Origin of the sequence: Nocardioides kongjuensis (genome assembly GCF_013409625.1) — a bacterium.
GTDB classification, from domain to species: Bacteria; Actinomycetota; Actinomycetes; order Propionibacteriales; family Nocardioidaceae; genus Nocardioides; species Nocardioides kongjuensis.
This window is the reverse complement of sequence record NZ_JACCBF010000001.1, coordinates 3,014,721-3,030,935: the sequence shown is the minus strand read 5'-3', so window position 1 is coordinate 3,030,935 and position 16,215 is coordinate 3,014,721. Positions and strand designations below refer to the sequence as shown.

At 71.9% G+C, this 16,215-nt stretch carries 21 protein-coding genes; 12 read left to right on the top strand and 9 right to left on the bottom strand.

The genetic code is table 11. From position 1 onward, the window contains the following. Positions 1–48: 48 nt before the first annotated feature. The gene (locus BJ958_RS14545) at positions 49–1,113 is read right to left on the bottom strand and encodes a M36 family metallopeptidase (protein WP_343052689.1); all 1,065 of its coding nucleotides are present in this window, start codon (positions 1,111–1,113) and stop codon (positions 49–51) included. 61 nt (positions 1,114–1,174) lie between these two features. Further along, positions 1,175–2,029 (bottom strand): alpha/beta fold hydrolase, encoded by an 855-nt coding sequence (locus BJ958_RS14540; protein WP_179727483.1) that lies wholly within the window; start codon positions 2,027–2,029, stop codon positions 1,175–1,177. An 83-nt stretch (positions 2,030–2,112) separates the two neighbouring features. Between BJ958_RS14540 and BJ958_RS14535 the strand changes: the two genes are divergently transcribed. Further along, positions 2,113–3,522: an HNH endonuclease signature motif containing protein gene (locus BJ958_RS14535; RefSeq protein ID WP_179727481.1), complete on the top strand. Its 1,410-nt coding sequence runs from the start codon at positions 2,113–2,115 to the stop codon at positions 3,520–3,522. On the opposite strand, the gene BJ958_RS27910 is transcribed toward BJ958_RS14535, so the two are convergent. Next, complete coding sequence (locus tag BJ958_RS27910; RefSeq protein WP_179727479.1) at positions 3,492–3,908, bottom strand: NUDIX domain-containing protein; 417 nt, start codon at positions 3,906–3,908, stop codon at positions 3,492–3,494. The two genes, BJ958_RS14535 and BJ958_RS27910, sit on opposite strands and share 31 nt — an antisense overlap. 33 nt (positions 3,909–3,941) lie before the next feature. Here BJ958_RS27910 and BJ958_RS14525 point away from each other — a divergent pair, with 33 nt between their 5' ends. The 3 genes from BJ958_RS14525 (at position 3,942) to BJ958_RS14515 (ending at position 5,520) form a co-directional block, all read left to right on the top strand. Further along, positions 3,942–4,421 carry a CYTH domain-containing protein gene (locus BJ958_RS14525; protein ID WP_179727478.1) on the top strand — a complete coding sequence of 160 codons (480 nt, stop codon included), beginning with the start codon at positions 3,942–3,944 and terminating at the stop codon, positions 4,419–4,421. Positions 4,422–4,540: 119 nt separating this feature from the next. Beyond that, entirely contained in the window at positions 4,541–4,891 is a 351-nt protein-coding gene (locus BJ958_RS14520) for a hypothetical protein (RefSeq protein WP_179727476.1), read from the top strand. Positions 4,892–4,905: 14 nt separating this feature from the next. Further along, the gene (locus BJ958_RS14515) at positions 4,906–5,520 is read left to right on the top strand and encodes a DNA-3-methyladenine glycosylase (RefSeq protein WP_179727474.1); all 615 of its coding nucleotides are present in this window, start codon (positions 4,906–4,908) and stop codon (positions 5,518–5,520) included. Between the two features lie 62 nt (positions 5,521–5,582). Here BJ958_RS14515 and BJ958_RS14510 read toward each other — a convergent pair whose 3' ends face one another. Genes BJ958_RS14510 through BJ958_RS14495 form a run of 4 tightly spaced genes read right to left on the bottom strand, consistent with a single transcriptional unit; the run spans position 5,583 to position 9,462 of the window. Continuing rightward, positions 5,583–6,362, bottom strand: coding sequence for an amino acid ABC transporter ATP-binding protein (locus BJ958_RS14510; protein ID WP_179727472.1), 780 nt, complete (start codon positions 6,360–6,362; stop codon positions 5,583–5,585). Further along, on the bottom strand, positions 6,359–7,282 hold the full coding sequence (locus BJ958_RS14505) for an amino acid ABC transporter permease (RefSeq protein ID WP_179727470.1): 924 nt from the start codon (positions 7,280–7,282) through the stop codon (positions 6,359–6,361). Before BJ958_RS14505 ends, BJ958_RS14510 begins: the two co-directional genes overlap by 4 nt. Position 7,283: 1 nt before the next feature. Then, positions 7,284–8,198, bottom strand: a complete 915-nt coding sequence (locus BJ958_RS14500; protein ID WP_179727469.1) for an ABC transporter substrate-binding protein — start codon at positions 8,196–8,198, stop codon at positions 7,284–7,286. A gap of 55 nt (positions 8,199–8,253) precedes the next feature. Further along, complete coding sequence (locus tag BJ958_RS14495; RefSeq protein ID WP_179727467.1) at positions 8,254–9,462, bottom strand: amidohydrolase; 1,209 nt, start codon at positions 9,460–9,462, stop codon at positions 8,254–8,256. Positions 9,463–9,619: 157 nt separating this feature from the next. Between BJ958_RS14495 and BJ958_RS14490 the strand changes: the two genes are divergently transcribed. The 7 genes from BJ958_RS14490 to BJ958_RS14460 all read left to right on the top strand — a co-directional run bounded on the left by BJ958_RS14490 (position 9,620) and on the right by BJ958_RS14460 (position 13,806). Continuing rightward, on the top strand, positions 9,620–10,297 hold the full coding sequence (locus BJ958_RS14490) for a GntR family transcriptional regulator (protein ID WP_179727465.1): 678 nt from the start codon (positions 9,620–9,622) through the stop codon (positions 10,295–10,297). 4 nt (positions 10,298–10,301) lie between these two features. After that, positions 10,302–10,883 carry a hypothetical protein gene (locus BJ958_RS14485; RefSeq protein WP_179727463.1) on the top strand — a complete coding sequence of 194 codons (582 nt, stop codon included), beginning with the start codon at positions 10,302–10,304 and terminating at the stop codon, positions 10,881–10,883. Positions 10,884–10,903: 20 nt separating this feature from the next. Then, entirely contained in the window at positions 10,904–11,227 is a 324-nt protein-coding gene (gene ppnP / locus BJ958_RS14480) for a pyrimidine/purine nucleoside phosphorylase (protein ID WP_179727462.1), read from the top strand. Between the two features lie 67 nt (positions 11,228–11,294). Beyond that, positions 11,295–11,840, top strand: coding sequence for a SigE family RNA polymerase sigma factor (locus BJ958_RS14475; RefSeq protein ID WP_179727461.1), 546 nt, complete (start codon positions 11,295–11,297; stop codon positions 11,838–11,840). Beyond that, the gene (locus BJ958_RS14470) at positions 11,837–12,502 is read left to right on the top strand and encodes a hypothetical protein (RefSeq protein WP_179727460.1); all 666 of its coding nucleotides are present in this window, start codon (positions 11,837–11,839) and stop codon (positions 12,500–12,502) included. Before BJ958_RS14475 ends, BJ958_RS14470 begins: the two co-directional genes overlap by 4 nt. A 73-nt stretch (positions 12,503–12,575) precedes the next feature. Then, positions 12,576–13,325 (top strand): SDR family oxidoreductase, encoded by a 750-nt coding sequence (locus tag BJ958_RS14465; RefSeq protein WP_179727459.1) that lies wholly within the window; start codon positions 12,576–12,578, stop codon positions 13,323–13,325. A 34-nt stretch (positions 13,326–13,359) separates the two neighbouring features. Beyond that, positions 13,360–13,806, top strand: coding sequence for an Rrf2 family transcriptional regulator (locus BJ958_RS14460; protein WP_179727458.1), 447 nt, complete (start codon positions 13,360–13,362; stop codon positions 13,804–13,806). A gap of 17 nt (positions 13,807–13,823) precedes the next feature. On the opposite strand, the gene BJ958_RS14455 is transcribed toward BJ958_RS14460, so the two are convergent. Then, on the bottom strand, positions 13,824–15,311 hold the full coding sequence (locus BJ958_RS14455; RefSeq protein ID WP_179727457.1) for an MFS transporter: 1,488 nt from the start codon (positions 15,309–15,311) through the stop codon (positions 13,824–13,826). 87 nt (positions 15,312–15,398) lie between these two features. On the opposite strand from BJ958_RS14455, the gene BJ958_RS27905 reads away from it, so the two are divergent. After that, positions 15,399–15,782, top strand: a complete 384-nt coding sequence (locus tag BJ958_RS27905; RefSeq protein WP_179727456.1) for a MarR family transcriptional regulator — start codon at positions 15,399–15,401, stop codon at positions 15,780–15,782. A gap of 16 nt (positions 15,783–15,798) precedes the next feature. Here the strand turns inward: BJ958_RS27905 and BJ958_RS14445 are convergent, their stop codons facing one another. Next, positions 15,799–16,212, bottom strand: a complete 414-nt coding sequence (locus tag BJ958_RS14445) for a DUF2237 family protein (protein ID WP_179727455.1) — start codon at positions 16,210–16,212, stop codon at positions 15,799–15,801. Between the last annotated feature and the right edge of the window lie 3 nt (positions 16,213–16,215).

Sequence of the window (16,215 nt, the reverse complement as noted above, 5' to 3'; positions counted from 1 at the left end):
AGGACCGCCCGTCGGATTCAGGAGATCGGTGGCGGTTGGTTCGCTGCGTCAGGGGGTGACGGTGATGCCGCGAGCGGCGAACGCGTCCTCGATGACGCCCGCGGCCGCGGCGCCGTCGCGGGTCAGCGCCTTGTGGTAGATCGCGGTCGCGGCCGCGTCGAAGGACGTGTCCGGGGCGAAGTCGAACTGGGCGTCGATGACGGTGGTGTCGAAGTCACGCGAGGTCAGGCCGAGCGACTCGTAGCCCGCGCGGGCGTCCCACAGGCCGCGGCTCCAGATCTGGCCGTCGTAGTGCACCTCGCCCTTGCGGTCGGCGACCGTCAGGTCGGTGTCGAGGCGGCGCAGGCAGTGCACCGGCCCCGCCGTGTACGACGTGGAGTCCCAGTCCATGACGCAGGCATCGGGCGCCTGCACCGGCCAGTTGTACTGCTGGGCTGCGTCCAGACCGACCGACACGGCGAGGTAGTCGCCCCAGGCCTCGCCGATCGAACCGGCGTCCAGCGACGTGCCGTAGCCCGGGACCTGCGAGGCGTGCACCGCGTGGCCGTACTCGTGGACGATCACCTCGGCGTCCTCGGCGTCGTCGACCCCGCCCTTGCCCAACCGGATGCGGTACGGCTTGTCGGTCTGGTAGCTGTTGTCGCCGCCGTACTGGTCGATCTTGACGCTGAAGGACTGCTTGACGACGGGGCGCAGCGTGGAGCCGAAGCCGAGCGACTGGATGTACTCCTGCGCCTGGTTGACCCAGAAGTACGCCATGACCTGCTCGAACTGGTCGTCCTTGCGGTTGTAGTCGTAGACGCCGTTGGCCGAGTACGCCGGCGTGCCGGTCGCCGACTCGACGGTGACCCACGTGCCGCGCAGGTATCCGGAGCCGTCCAGGTTCCGCAGCGGAACGGTGGCGTACTCGCTCGCCGGCACGGCGGTGGCCGAGTCCTTCGCGTCGACGAGCGACTCGTCGCCGCTGGACTGCACGGGGTTGACCTTGAAGACCAGTCCGCTGCCGGTGGTCACGCCGGGAGCGGGCTTCGCGCCGGCCGGGGCGGTCGGGGCGGCCATGGCCGCGAGCGGAAGGATGACGGCGAGGGCGGCGACGGCCGGGCGAAGCTTCACGTTCGGGACCCTAATGCCGGACGAAGCGCGTGTGAAGTGCTCCGTGCGCGGCCTTCTTCACTCAGCTGCGGCCGTCGAGCCACCCGATCACGTCCTGCGTGATCTGGTCCCGGTCGGTCTCGTTGAAGATCTCGTGCCGCGCGTCGTCGTACACCGTCACGGTCACGTCGGTGACGCCGGCATCGCGGTAGCGCTGGCCGAGCAGCTGGACGAGCGCGCCGCCGCCGGCGAGCGGGTCCGCGCTGCCCGAGGCGATGAGCAGCGGAAGGTCCGGGCGGACCGTCGACGGGGTGGCCAGGCGGGGCGCCGGGCCGAACAGCGACGGGACCGTCGTCTCGGGCAGGTCGAAGCCGCACAGCGGGTCCGCGACGTAGCGGTCCACCTCCGCCTCGTCCCGGGAGAGCCACTCGTAGCCGGTGCGGTGCTCGAAGCCGGCGTTGAACGCCTCGAGACCGGCCGGCCCCTCGGACTCGGCCATGGCGGCGGCGAGCTGGTCCAGCGCGGTCGAGCCGGAGAGCACCACGGCGTCGTACTGGTCGCTGTGCTCCAGCAGCACCGCCTGGGCCGCGAACGAGCCCATGGAGTGGGCGATCAGGAACAGCGGCAGGTCGGGGTTCTCGGTACGAAGGAGGGCTCCGTAGGCCGCGACGTCGGCGATCAGGCCGTCGAATCCCGCGGCGCCGAAGTCGCCGGGCGTCTCGACGATCGAGCGACCGTGGCCGCGATGGTCGGTGGCCCGGACCAGGTAGCCGGCCGCGTTGAGCTCGGCCGCCAGCCGGTCGTACCGGGCAGCGTGCTCCGCCAGTCCGTGCGCGACCTGGACGACGGCGCGAGGCTCGGCGACGTCGTCCCATGCGTACGTCGCGAGCGGGATGCCGTCGACGGGGGAGGTGAAGGTGCCGGTCGAGAAGCTCATGGGCCCGATCGTGGCACAGCCGAAAACGACGGGCGGCGTCTCGGGCATTGACGGTTCGAACAGGTGTTCGATAGGATGAGCGCATGACTTCTCCCGGGGCGCTCGACCAGGCCACAGCCGTGGCCGAGCGTGCCTCGGTGCTGGCCGGCGCCGAGTGGGACGCGGTCGACGGGCCGGACGTGGTGGCGGGTGTGGAGGCGATCGTCGCGGCGCGGTCCTTCCTCGATGCCGCACTGCTGCGCGGGATCGACCGGCTCGAGGCAACCGACGCCCTCCGGGAGCTCGGCTGGGCATCGGTCAAGGACTTCCTCACCCACCTCACCGGTGGTCACAAGGGGACTGGTGGCGGGCTGGTCCGCGCGGTCGAGCAGCTGCGTGACCTCCCGGAGGTGCAGGCGGCCCTCGAGTCCGGGCGGGTGACGTTGCCCCAGGCCCGGGTGATCGCGTCGAAGGTCCACACCTTGCCCCGGGTGCCGCAGTTCCGGACCGCGGTCGCTGGGCGGATGCTGGACCTCGTCGAGGCCCGTGGGCACGACGCGTCGGATCTGCAGACCGTGTTCGGTGACGTGGTCCGCGAGCTCGACCCCGACGCCGCGCTGGTGAACGAGGAGAAGGAACGCGCGAAGGCCGAACGCGCTGCCCATCACGCCCGGCACCTGTCGTTCGCCGAGGACGGCCACGGCGGAGTCCGGGTGAAGGGCTACGGCAGTGTGGAGGACGTCGAGAGGATCAAGGCGACCCTCCACCCCCTCGCCGCCCCGGCCACCACCGAGCCCGGCTCGTGTGGCGGCGTGAACCGGCAACCCGGTCAACCGATGTTCGACGACGACGGGGTCTCCACCGCCGCGGCGTGTCTGACCCCGGGCTGTGGCCACGATGGGCGTGACCCGCGTGAGGCGGGTGCCCGGCTGTGGGACGCGCTGGTCGACGCGTGTGACCGGCTCGCCGCCAGCGACGAGCTGCCCCGTGACCACGGCACCAAGCCGCGAGTGGTCGTGCTGATCGACCAGGAATCCCTCGAGCAGCAGGTCATCGACGCCGGACTCGCCCGCAACGGACACACCCCGAACGGAGCCCGGTTCTCCGCGGCCGCGGTCCGCCGGATGGCCTGTGACGCCGAGATCATCCCCACCGTGCTCGGCGCCCACGGGCAGGTGTTGGACGTCGGCCGTGCCCAACGACTCGTGACGACCGGGATCTGGACCGCGTTGGTCGTCCGCGACCGGCACTGTGCGTTCCCCGGCTGTGCCCGGATGCCGTTGGCCTGCGATGCCCACCACATCCGTCATTGGGCCGACGGCGGTGCGACCAGTCTCGACAACCTCGTGATGCTGTGCCGCCACCACCACGTCCTGGTCCACCAGACCCCCTGGGCCGTCCACATCGACGAGGACACTGGTCAACCCGTGTGGACCCCACCACCGCGCAACACCCGCGACGGCTACAGCAAGGCAGGGATCACCTACGCACCCGCCCGACCACGCGCCGCCTGAACCAACCTGGCCGCGACGATCTCCACTGCCGGTACGTCGGCCGGCGCCCAGTCGAGCTCGGCGAGCTCTTCAGGCGGCAGCCACCGGATCGCCGCGTGCTCGACAGGGATCGGCATGCCGGACACCACTCGGCACCAGTACGTCGACAGCACCACCACGACCGACGTCCCGACGTGCTGCGTGGTGGTGACCGGCTCGCCGACCTCGACGTTGCAGCCGAGCTCCTCCCGGATCTCCCGCGCCAACGCGGCAACGGCCGACTCGCCGGGCTCGACCTTCCCGCCGGGGAACTCCCACATCCCGCCTGCCTCGCCGCCGGGGCCGCGCTGGGCGCACAGGACCAGGCCGTCCCGCACGATGACGGCGCCGACGACCTCGATCTCCACGGGCCGATGGTCGCAGGTGGTAGCAATGGGCGCATGGTCTCCTTGAAGTACGCGGTCGTGGAGCGCGAGCGGCGGTTCCTCGTGGCGGCGGTGCCGGACGGCGTCCGCGAGGTGTGGGAGATCGAGGACCGGTACGTCGACGGAGCACGGCTGCGGCTGCGGGAGGTGCGCAAGCCGGACGGGTCGGTGCAGCGCAAGCTCGGGCACAAGGTCCGCCTCCACGACGACCCGAGCGAGGTGGCGTGCACGTCGCTCTACCTCGACGACGCCGAGTGGACGCTCCTGGCGCAGCTGCCAGCCCGGAGGCTGCGCAAGAGACGTCACCACGTGCACCGCGACGGCCTGCACGTCGTGGTCGACGAGCTGCCAGACGGGACGCTGCTGGCGGAGATCGACGACGGCGACGGCGAGCCGGCCGACCTGCCGGGCTGGCTGGGCGTGCTTGCGGACGTGAGTGACGTCGAGGCCTGGACGGGTGTGGCGCTGGCGTCCGGCGCCACACCGACGTCCTGACCGATCAGCTCGCCAGACGGCGACGGCGCCGACGACCTCGCTCTCCACGGGGCGAAGGGATCATCGGGAAGCGCGGCTCGATGACGCGGAAGGACGGCCATGGGGGCAGACTCCGGCTTGTGGCCCTCAACACCGTGCAGACCCTCGCCCGCCAGGCCGAGCAGATCCTCGTCGCCATCGCCCGCGAGACGGTCGACCCGATCACCTACGGCGAGCTCGCCGAGCGGCTGCGGGGCGAGGGCGAGCGCCTGATTCCTGCGCGCCAGCTCGGGAAGGTGCTGGTGGAGATGCGCGACCGGCGGGGGACGTGGTCGTGGACGCCCTTCCTCGCCGCCTGGGTGGTGAACGCCGAGACGGGCGACCCGGGCGAGGGGTACTTCGTGACCGGGCTCGGAGACGCCGCCGCGGTCCGTGCGAAGACCCACGAGCGGCTGGTCAACGGCATCTACGACGCGGGCCTGCCCGCCTGACCTCGGACCGCCTCGTGCCGCCCCGTCACCAGGCCGACGTCGTACGACGAGCCCGGGCTCTCCTCGACCGGACGATCACCGGGCACGGCGTGACCGTGCGGATCACCGAGGTCGAGGCGTACGGCGGCGTCGAGGACCCGGCGTCGCACGCGTTCACGCGGACCCCGCGCTCGGAGATCATGTACGGACCGGCGTACCGGCTCTACGTCTACCGGTCCTACGGGATCCACTTCTGCGCCAACGTCGTCACCGGGCCGACCGAGATCGGTGCGGCGGTCCTGCTGCGGGCCGGGGAGGTCGTCGAGGGCCACGAGCTGGCGCGCTTCCGGCGTGGGGAGACGCCGCCCGAGCGGGACGTGAACCTCGCCCGAGGACCGGGCAACCTCGCGCAGGCGTTGGGGATCACCCTCGACGACCTCGGCACCGACCTGCTCGCCGCGCACGACGACGGCGATTTCACCGGCGTCCGCCTCGGCCCCGAGCCCCGTACGCGCAAGCGCACGATCGCCGGCCCCCGCGTGGGTGTGTCCAAGGCCGCGGACGTCCCCTGGCGGTTCTGGCTGGAGGGCGACCCGACCGTGTCGGCGTACAAGCGGAGCCCGAGGGCCCCGCGACCACCGCAGAGTTGAGAGACCCGACCGGCCACGCACACGGGACGTGACCGGCCGGGTCGACCGGGGGAGGGGAGAGCTCAGCGCACGGCGGCGAGGAACTCCTTGGTGCGCGGGTGCTGCGGGTCGGTGATCACCTGGGCGGCCGGGCCGACCTCGACGATCTGCCCGCCGTCGAAGAAGGCCACCCGGTCCGCGACGTCGCGGGCGAAGCCGATCTCGTGGGTGACCACGATCATCGTCATGCCGGTATGCGCGAGGTTCCGCATGACCGCGAGCACGTCGCCGACGAGCTCGGGATCGAGCGCGGAGGTGGGCTCGTCGAACAGCATCAGGCCCGGCTGCATGCACAGTGCCCGCGCGATGGCGACCCGCTGCTGCTGGCCTCCGGACAGGCTGCGCGGGTACGACATCGCCTTCTCGGCGAGGCCGACCTGCTCGAGCAGCTCGAGGGCCCGCTCGCGGACCTCCCGCTTCGGATGCCTGAGCACCCGCAGCGGTGCCTCCATCAGGTTGTCCAGCACCGTCATGTGCGGGAACAGGTTGAAGTGCTGGAACACCATGCCGACCTCGGTGCGCTGCCGGCAGATCTCCTTGTCGGTGAGCTCGTACAGCTTGGTGCCGCGCTGCTCGTAGCCGACGGTGGTGTCGCCGACCCAGAGCCGGCCGGCGTCGATCGCCTCGAGGTGGTTGACGCACCGCAGGAAGGTCGACTTCCCCGAGCCCGACGGCCCGATCAGGCAGAGCACCTCGCCCTGCTCGACGGTGAGGTCGATGCCCTTGAGCACCTCGAGGTTGCCGTACGACTTGCGGACGCCCCGCGCCCGGACCTTCGGGGTACCGACTGCGGTCGCGGTCATCGTGCGCTCCTCTCGAGGGGTGCGTGCGTGCGGAAGAACTTCCTCAGCTGCTGCAGCGGGGTGGGCGGCAGGTTGCGGTTGCCCCGGGCGTAGCGTCGCTCCAGGTAGTACTGGCCGATGCCGAGGACCGTGGTGACCGCGATGTACCAGATGCTCGCGACGATGAGCAGCGGGATGGTCTCGAAGTTCTTCGCGTAGATGATCTGCGCCGAGAACAGCAGCTCGTGCACGGCGAGGACCGACACCAGGGAGGTGGTCTTCAGCATGCCGATCACCTCGTTGCCCGTCGGCGGCACGATCACGCGCATCGCTTGGGGGAGCACGATCCGGCGCAGGGTCTGGCCCCGGGTCAGGCCGAGGGCGGAGGCCGCCTCGTTCTGGCCGTGGTCGACCGACAGGATGCCGGCGCGCACGATCTCCGACATGTACGCCGCCTCGTTCAGCCCGAGCCCCAGCACGGCCGCGATGAACGGCGTGATCAGGGTGTTCGCGTCGAGGTGGACGCCGGGGATCCCGAAGGTGAGGACCGGGTACAACGCCGCCAGGTTGAACCAGAACAGCAGCTGCACCAGCACCGGGGTGCCCCGGAAGAACGAGACGTAGCCGAAGGCGAACGTCCGCACCACCGGGTTGGGGCTGAGCCGCATCACCGCGAGCAGGACGGCCAGCGCGATGCCGATCGCCATGCAGACCACGGTGAGGACGAGCGTCGTCACCAGGCCGTGGAAGATCGAGACGTCACGCAGGTAGAGGCTGACGACGTCCCACCCGAAGCGCGGGTTGGTGAACACGTCGGCCAGCAGGTAGGCGCCCAGGCCGACCAGCACGATCGCACTGACCCAGCGCAGCGGGTGGCGGCGCGGGACCGTCGTGAGCTCGACGTACTCCTCCGTGGCCGGAGGCACGGACAGCGTGGTCATCTCAGGCCCCGGGGGTGGGGGAGAGGTTGGAGTCCGGGATGTCCCACTTGGCGGCGAGCTTGTTGACCGTGCCGTCGTCGTACAGCGACTTCACGGCGGCGCTGACGGCCTCCTTCAGGGGCGATCCCTTGGGCAGCGCGATGCCGGTCGGACGGGCCTCGTAGATGTCGCCGGGGGCGAGCTCGAACTTCCCGCCGGACAGGGCGCCCTGGTAGGAGACGGCCGTGCTGTCGGCCATCATGCCGTCGACCCGGCCGCTGTTGAGGGCGAGGATCGCGTCGTTCTGCGAGGGGAAGAGCTCGGGCTCGACGGCGGGCTTGCCGGCGTCGGTGCACATCTTCGCGATGTCGGGCAGCTGCTCGATCGCCTGCGTGGTGCCCTTCTGGGCGGCGATCTTGTGGCCGCACAGGACGAGCGGGTCCATCGACAGGTTCTTCGGGTTGCCCGGCGCGACCGCGATGCCCGCGCCGCCCTGGAGGTAGTCGACGAAGTCGACGGTCTGCTGCCGCTCCGGGGTCACCGAGAAGCTGGACTCGGCCATGTCGTAGCGACCGGCGGCCAGGCCCGGCAGGATCGAGTCGAAGCCGGCGTTGACCAGCTCGACCTCCAGGCCGAGCCGCTCGCCCACGGCGGTCGCGAACTCGGCGTCGAAGCCGATGATCGTCTTGTTGTCCTCGGCGAACATCTGGAACGGCGGGTACGACGCGTCCATCGCGACCGAGATCGTGCCCTTGCTCGCGATGTCGGCGGGCACGAGGGCCGCGGCGGCGTCGTCGGTCTCGACGGCGACCTTCTCCGAGGCGTCGGGGAGGTCGACCTTGCTCTTCGAGCCGGTGTCGGTGGAGGCGTTCGTGCACGCGCTGAGGCCGACGGCGAGGACGGCGGCAGCGGCCGCGCCGGTGACGAGGTTCTTCATGGTGGTTCTCCAGTGGTGAGGGTGGTGCGGTGAGGGTGAGGTGCTGCTGAGGTGCTCAGACCGCCACGAGCTGGCCGTCGCGGGCGACGACCCGGCCGTTCTTGATGACGAGGGATCGGGTGGGGCGGGACACGACGGCCTCGGCCGGCGTGCGGGAGGGGACGACGACGAGGTCGGCCGGGGCGCCGGGGACCAGGCCGTAGGACTCGAGGCCGAGGAGGCGCGCGGCGCCGTGGGTCGCGCAGTCGAGGGCGAGCTCGATGTCCTCGTCGCGGCGCACGCCGTTGCGGTAGGCGATGTGCATCGCCCGCTCGATCATGTCGCCGTTGCCGTAGGGACCCCACAGGTCACGGATGCCGTCGCTGCCGGCGGCGAGGGTGACGCCACGCTCGGCGAGCTCGAGGACCGAGGGGACCGGTACGTCGTACACCGCGGCGGTGACCAGTGCGACGCCGGACTCGGCGAGCAGGTCGATCAGGCGCAGTCGCTCGGTGTCGGGGACGGTGCCGATCGCGTCGGCGTGGCTGAGGGCGACCTTGCCCTGCAGGCCGTGGGCGACCGTGCGCTGGGCGACCAGGCCGAACTGCCAGGCGCCGAGGCTGCCGGTGTCGTGCAGGTGGATATCGATCGAGGCGCCGCGGCGCGCGGCGATCTCGAAGAGCGCGTCGAGCTGGCCCAGCGGGTCGTCGTCGACACCGGCCGGGTCGATGCCGCCGAGCGTGGTGGCGCCCGCGTCGAGCGCGGCCTCCAGCAGCTCGACGGTGCCGGGACGGCGGATCACACCGTCCTGCGGGAAGGCGACCTGCTCGACGTCGATGAGGCCCTCGACCGCCGCGGCGGCCTTGGCGACGGACTCGATGCCGGCCACGCCGAGACCGGGGTCGACGTCGGTGTGGGTGCGCACGCGGGTGGTGCCGAGGGTGGCCATGTGGCGCAGCAGCGCGGCGGCGTACTCCGGTGAGGGCAGCCCGAGGTCGGTACGACGCGTGCGCTCGTTCGCGATCCGGTCCACCAGGCGCGGGCCGGCGCTGTGCGGGACCCAGGGGCCGCTCCACAGCGTCTTGTCGACGTGGCAGTGGGCGTCGATCAGGCCGGGGAGCACCAGCTGGCCCTCGACGTCGACCACCTCGTCGCTCCCGGCGGCGGGCTCGGGCAGGTGGGTGCCCGAGGTGGCGACGACGGCGATCCGCCCGTCGCGCACCACGACGTCCTGGAGGTCGGCGTGGCCGGGGAGCCGGGCCCGGCGGACGAGGAGGTCGGTCATGGTGCTCCTTGGGTGATGGTATGAGGTATACCAACGATGGTAGGCCGTACGATGTGTCGAGCACCACACTGACCCAGGGGGGTGGGTCCCCGGAATGCCGTCCGCGTAGGTTCTGTCTGGGATCCGAGACTGTGGAGAAGGTTCGACAGGAGTGATGATGAGTACTGCACCGGCCGCCGACACCCTCGGCTCCCGACACCGCTCGCTGCGCGACGTCGTCACCGACGAGCTGCGCGACCGGATCGTCGAGCGCGACCTCGCTCCGGAGGAACGCCTGGTCGAGCGCGACCTCGCCGATGCCCTCGACGTCTCCCGGATCGTCGTGCGCGAGGCGATCCAGCAGCTCGCCGCCGAGGGGATGGTCACGATCGTGCCCCGCCGCGGCGCCCAGGTCGCACCGCTCGACCCGGAGTCGGCGCTCAACCTGTTCGAGGTGCGGATCGGGCTCGAGTCGATGGCGGCGGGCGCGGCCGCGGCACGTCGTACCGAGGGCGACCTGGCCCGCTTCGACCGCCTGATGGAGCAGGCCCAGGCGGCGACCGCCGCCGGCGACGGCAAGCTCGCCGCCCGCCTCAACATGGACTTCCACCAGGCCGTCGTCGACGCCGCCGGCAACCCGCTGCTCGGCTCGATCTTCCGCTCGATCTACGGCCGCGCGCTCCAGCTGTTCCGGATCGGCCAGGACGTCGACGCCCACGGCCTGCACGACGAGCACGTCGACCTCGTCGTCGCGCTGCGCGATCAGGACGCCGAGCGGGCCCGGGACCTGATGGCCCGTCACATCGCGAGCACGCAGGAGAGCACGCTCGAACGCGTGCGCGCGCTGGCACACTGAGCCGGTGCACTCTCGGACCCGGCACCTCCTGCTCGCCCTCGCCTGCCTCGCCCTCCTCGCGCCCGCTGTGGCCGCCGCGTCGGCGGGCCGCGTCCACGTCCCGGCGCCGAAGGTGCTCGACGCCCCGACCGGGAAGAAGGGCGGGCTCACCGGCTCCGACGTGGCCTGCGCCAACCCGGGCGTCGAGCCGCACGTGCGCTGGCGGGTCACCCGCGTCGAGACCGGTCGGCGCTGGGTGCGCCGCTACGACTCCGTCCCGGGCCGCCCGTTGCTGCGGGTGCCGCCCGGCACCTACCGGTCGCGGACCACCGTGACCTGCGGCCGCTCGCGCGTCGTACGCCGCCACGTGCTGGTCGTCGAGCAGAAGACGCCCCAGACCACGGTGTCGCGGGCCGAGTTCGACGCGGTCCAGATCGGGATGACCCGCGCCCAGATGGTCGCCGTGCTCGGCCTCGAGGGGAGCTGCACGACCGACGGCGACATCACCACCTGCCAGTTCGACCAGATGGCGCTGTGGCCGTGGGTGCTGATCACGCTGGAGGACGACGTGGTCATCGCGAAGGACTGGAACGTCGGGCACGACTGAGCACCACTACGCTCGCGCCTGTGACCAGTGAGCACCCGACGTACGAGAACGTCACCCTCGACCCCCAGGCCAACGTCTACTTCGACGGCGCCTGCGTCAGCCACACCTTCTACCTGGCCGACGGCACCCGCAAGTCCGCCGGCGTGATCTTCCCGGCGAGCCTCACCTTCGGGACCGCCGCGCCCGAGGTCATGGAGCTCAACGCCGGCGCGTGCCGGATCCGGCTGGCCGGCTCCGAGGAGTGGCAGGACTACGCCGCGGGCGAGTCCTTCAGCGTGCCCGGTGACTCGTCGTTCGACATCGAGGTCACCGAGACGCTCGGGTACGTCTGCCACTACGGCTGACGCCCACCCGCGCCGACGGACCTACGGTGGATGCAACCCCGCAGCATCCGCCGCACGTGTAGGGAGCATGAGACCGAAGGCCCGCGACGCCGAGTTCGAGGATTTCGTACGACGCCGCCGCTCGCACCTGCTCGGCACCGCCGTGGTGCTGAGCGCCGGTGACCACCACCTCGCCGAGGACCTGGTCCAGGGCGTGCTGGTGCGGCTCTACCTCGCCTGGGGGCGCGCCACCCGCCGCGGCGGTGTCGACGCGTACGCCAGGCGGGCACTCGTCAACGCCTTCATCGACCACCGCCGCCGTCCGTCGGTGGCCCGGGAGACGGTGACCGACACGGTCCCGGACCGGGCTGCCGCGACGGAGCACGGCGCACTGGGCGAGGGGGCGGTCGACGCCGAGCTGCTCGCGGCGCTCAGGGCGCTGCCGGAGCGGATGCGGGCGGCCGTCGTGCTGCGCCACGTCGCCGACCTCAGCGTCGAGGACGCCGCCGACGCGCTCGGGTGCAGCCCGGGCACGGTCAAGAGCCAGACGGCTCGCGGTCTCGCCAGGCTGCGGGAGCTCCTCCCGCAGGCCGAGCCGATCCCGGCTGCCCCCTACGAAGGAGAACCGTCATGACCGACCTGTCCGACGTCACCGCCCGGCTGCACCGCCTCGGCGGCGACGCGCCCGCCCCCACCGACGAGACCGTGCGCCGCGACCTGGCCCGCGGCCGCGGTGCCTCCCGGCGCCGCGCGCTGCGGGTCGGCACGGCCGGGCTCACCCTGGCCGCCGTGGCCGGCGTGGGCACGGCGATCGCCGTCAGTGCCGACCGCACGCCCGCTCCGGCGCCCTCGATCGCTGCCCCGAGCACCGGCACGACCACGGACGGCCCCGCTCCGGGCGGCGTGCAGCTCGTCGCCTACACCGGCGAGCAGCAGCCCGGGTTCGTCGTCGCCAAGGTGCCTGCGGGCTTCGTGCTCGAGGGCGCGACGGCCTACAACCTCAACGTCGCCCGCGCCGAGGACCACAGCGGCCTCGACGTCTTCGAGGACAAGCTCGTCGTGATGCTCGAGTCGCAGTCGGTCACCGGCGAGCCCGAGGGCGCCCCGGTGAAGGTCGGCGAGCACGACGGCTGGCTGCGGACCGTCGAGGGCGGCACCCAGGTCCTGACCTACGACGACGGCGAGCACCGTGTCGTCGTCCAGGCGTGGAAGTCGCTCGGCCTCAGCGACGAGCAGGTCATCGAGTTCGCCGCGGGCGTCACCGTCACCGCCGAGGCGCAGGCGGGTGTCGGCTGAGCGCAGGTCTTGACGTGGATAGTGTTTGTCCGAGTAATCTCGGGCAAACACTATCCACGTTTGGAGGAACGCCATGAGGATCGTCATCTTCGGAGCCGGGCTGATCGGTGGTCAGCTGCGTGACCGGCTGCACGAGCAGGGGCACGACGTCGTCGCGCTCGGTCGCGAGGCCGGGATCGACACCACCACGGGGGAGGGTGTCGCGGCCGCCGTCGACGGTGCCGACGTCGTGGTCGACCTGACCAACTCGCCGTCGTGGGCCGACGACGACGTTCTCGCGTTCTTCCGGGACTCGACCCGCAACCTGGTCGGGGCCGGGGCCGAGGCCGGCGTCGGGCACCACGTGATCTTGTCCATCGTCGGCGCCGACCGGCTCACCGATGCCGGCTACATGCGCGCCAAGCTCGCCCAGGAGCAGGGGGTCGTCGACGGGGCGGTGCCGTTCACGATCGTCCGCTCCACGCAGTTCTTCGAGTTCGTCCCCGGCATCGCCGACGCCGGCACCGTCGGCGACACCGTCCGGGCCACGCCCGCCCACCTCCAGCCGATCGCGTCGGCCGACGTCGTCGAGCACCTGGCCGGGATCGTGACCGCCGAGCCGGTCAAGGGCACCGTCGAGATCGCCGGCCCCGAGCCGCTGGGCATCGACGAGCTGGTCCGCCGGTGGTTCGCGGCGACGGGTGACCGTCGTACCGTCACCTCGGACGCGACCGCCGGCTACTTCGGCGCGATCCTCGACGACGAGGCCCTGACGCCGACACCCGGCGCGAACGCCTGGATCGCGCCCACGACCTACGACGAGTGGCTGGCGGCACGCGGCTGAGGGCCGGAGCCGGCGCCGACACTAGGGTGGGCGCGTGAAGCTGTCGGCCGGTGTGGAGTGGGCGATCCACTGCTGCGTGGTGCTGAGCCTGGCCGAGCGACCGGTGCCCGGCGCCCGGCTCGCCGAGCTGCACGGGGTGTCGAAGACCTACCTGGCCAAGCACCTCCAGGCGCTCGCGCGGGCGGGCATCGTGCAGCCGAGCGAGGGGCGCGACGGTGGCTACGCGCTCACCCGCGACCCGGCCGGCATCACGGTGCTCGACGTGGTCCGCGCCATCGACGGCCCCGAGCCGGCCTTCCGCTGCACCGAGATCCGGCAGCAGGGTGATCTCGCGGCGCCGCCCGAGGAGTGCCGCCAGGCCTGCGGGGTCGCCCAGGTCATGGCTGAGGCGGAGCAGGCCTGGCGGACCTCGTTGTCCGGCAGGACGATCGCCGAGCTCGCGGCGACGGTCGACGGCGCCGCGGTCCGCGCGACGATCTGACGCCGGGGTCGGGCCGGTCAGGCCGCGCCCGCGAGCTCCGTCTCGACCTCGGTCGCCGGCTCGTCGCCCGCCGACCGACCGGCAGCGCGCCGGTCGAGGACCAGTCCGCCGATCGCGACCAGCGCGCCCGCGGCACTGACCGCGGTGGCGAACACCAGCCCCGGCCGGAACCCGTCGAGCACCGCCGCCGGCGACGTCGCGGCACCGGCGTTCGAGGCGATGATCGCGGTCGTGACGGCGAGGACGATGGCCGCGCCGACCTGCATCGAGGTCTGCAGCACGCCGGCGGCGAGGCCCTGCTCGTCGTCGTCGATCCCGCTCGTGGCCTGGATGTTGATCGCGGGGAAGCCCACCCAGCCGATGCCGATCAGGATCAGCGTGGGCAGCAGCATGCCGAGGTAGGACGGTGTGCTGTCGAGCCCGATCGTGAAGAGCACGTAGCCCACCGCCATCACGGCCATGGTCACCGCGATGATCGGCCCGGTCCCGAAGCGGTCGACCAGCTTGTCGGAGAAGACCGCCGACAAGGTGACCATCAGGCCGATCGGCAGCAGTGCGAGCGCCAGCTCGAGCGGTGACCAGCCGAGGCCGTCCTGCAGGAACAGCGTGACGATGAACTGCCAGCTGAAGTACGAGCCGCCGACCGCCACGATCGCCAGGCTGGCGCGGACCAGGGTCGCCTTGCGCAGGATGCCCAGCCGCACCAGCGGGTGGGCGATCCGGCGCTCGATCGTCAAGAAGGCGGCGAACAGCGCGGCCACGCCGACGAAGGAGAGCACGGTGCGGGCCGAGGCCCAGCCGGCCTCGGGGGCGGAGACCACGGTGTAGACGAGCAGCAGCATCGCGGCACCGGAGGTGAGGGCGCCGAGCAGGTCGTGCCCGCCCTCCTCGACCGCCTCGTCACGGGGCACCAGGACCCAGGCGGCGGCCAGTGCCAGCAGGGCGATCGGCACGGGCAGCAGGAAGGTCCAGCGCCAGCCGACGCCGGTCATCAGGCCGCCGAAGAGCAGGCCCGAGGAGTAGCCGCCGGCGCCGAAGACGGTGTAGATCGACAGCGCCTTGTTGCGGGCCGGGCCCTCGGCGAAGTTGGTCGTGATGATGGACAGGCCGGTGGGCGCGGTGAACGCGGCGGCCAGGCCCTTGATGAACCGGGTCGCGATGAGCAGCGGGCCGGAGCTGACGAGTCCGCCGAGCAGCGACGCGGCGGCGAAGACGGCGAGGGCGACCAGGAACACCCGGCGCCGGCCGAGCAGGTCGGCGGTGCGGCCGCCGACGAGCAGCAGGCCGCCGTACCCGAGGACGTAGCCGCTGATCAGCCACTGCAGCGACGAGGTGGTCAGGTCGAGCTCGGCACCGATCGAGGGGAGGGCCACGCCGATCATCGAGACGTCGAGGCCGTCGAGGAAGAGGACCACGCACAGGGTGATGAGCAGGCCCCAGGTGCGCCGGGACCAGCGGATCGCGCTGGTCGCAGGGGAGTGGAGGGAGGGGGATGTCGAGGACATGGCACGGAACACTTCCATGCATGTGCATTCAATGCAAGCGCAAATAATGCGTTTGCATGAAATTCACCCGGTGGCTAGGATGCAGGCGTGTCGAAGGTCCCCGTCGCGAGTCCGCTGGTCGCCGAGTGGCGCCAGCTGCTGGACCGGCACGCCGCCGTCAGCTGCGCGCTCGAGAAGGCGCTGCAGGAGCGGCACGGCATCGGGCTGAGCGAGTTCGAGACCCTCGACCGGGTCGTCGACGCCAACTGCGGCAAGTACCGCATGGCCGACCTCGCCGGCGACATCCACCTCAGCCAGAGCGCGCTGTCCCGTGCCATCACCCGCCTCGAGAAGGACGGCCTCGTCGAGCGCTCGGCCTGCGAGCAGGACCGGCGCAGCGTCTTCGTCTGCCTCACCGAGGCCGGCCACAAGCTGTACGACGAGGCGCTGCCCACGCACCGCGCGGTGCTCGAGGGCAGCTGGGACTGCTAGACCCGGTCAGGCCCGGTCAGGCCTGGTCCAGGCCGCTCAGGTCGTCGGGTACGTCGACCGCGTGCTCGCGCAGCGCCTCGATCGGGATCAGCTGCAGCGCCCGGGCGTTCGTCGAGGCCAGCACGACCGGTGCGGCCACGCCGTCGGCGTAGGCCTGCAGCCAACGGCCGGCCACCACGCACCACCGGTCCCCCGGGTGCAGGCCCGGGAACTGCCACTCGGGGCGGGGCGTCGACAGGTCGTTGCCGACGGCCCGCTGGTGGGCGAGGAACTCCTCGGTCATCACCGCGCACACCGCGTGCACGCCGGCGTCCTGGGGACCGCACGAGCAGTTCCCGTCGCGGAGGAAGCCGGTCATCGGGTCGGTGCCGCACGGCTGGAGCGGCTCGCCCAGCACGTTGCGCTCGGGGAGTCCGCCGGGCTCGGTCACGGC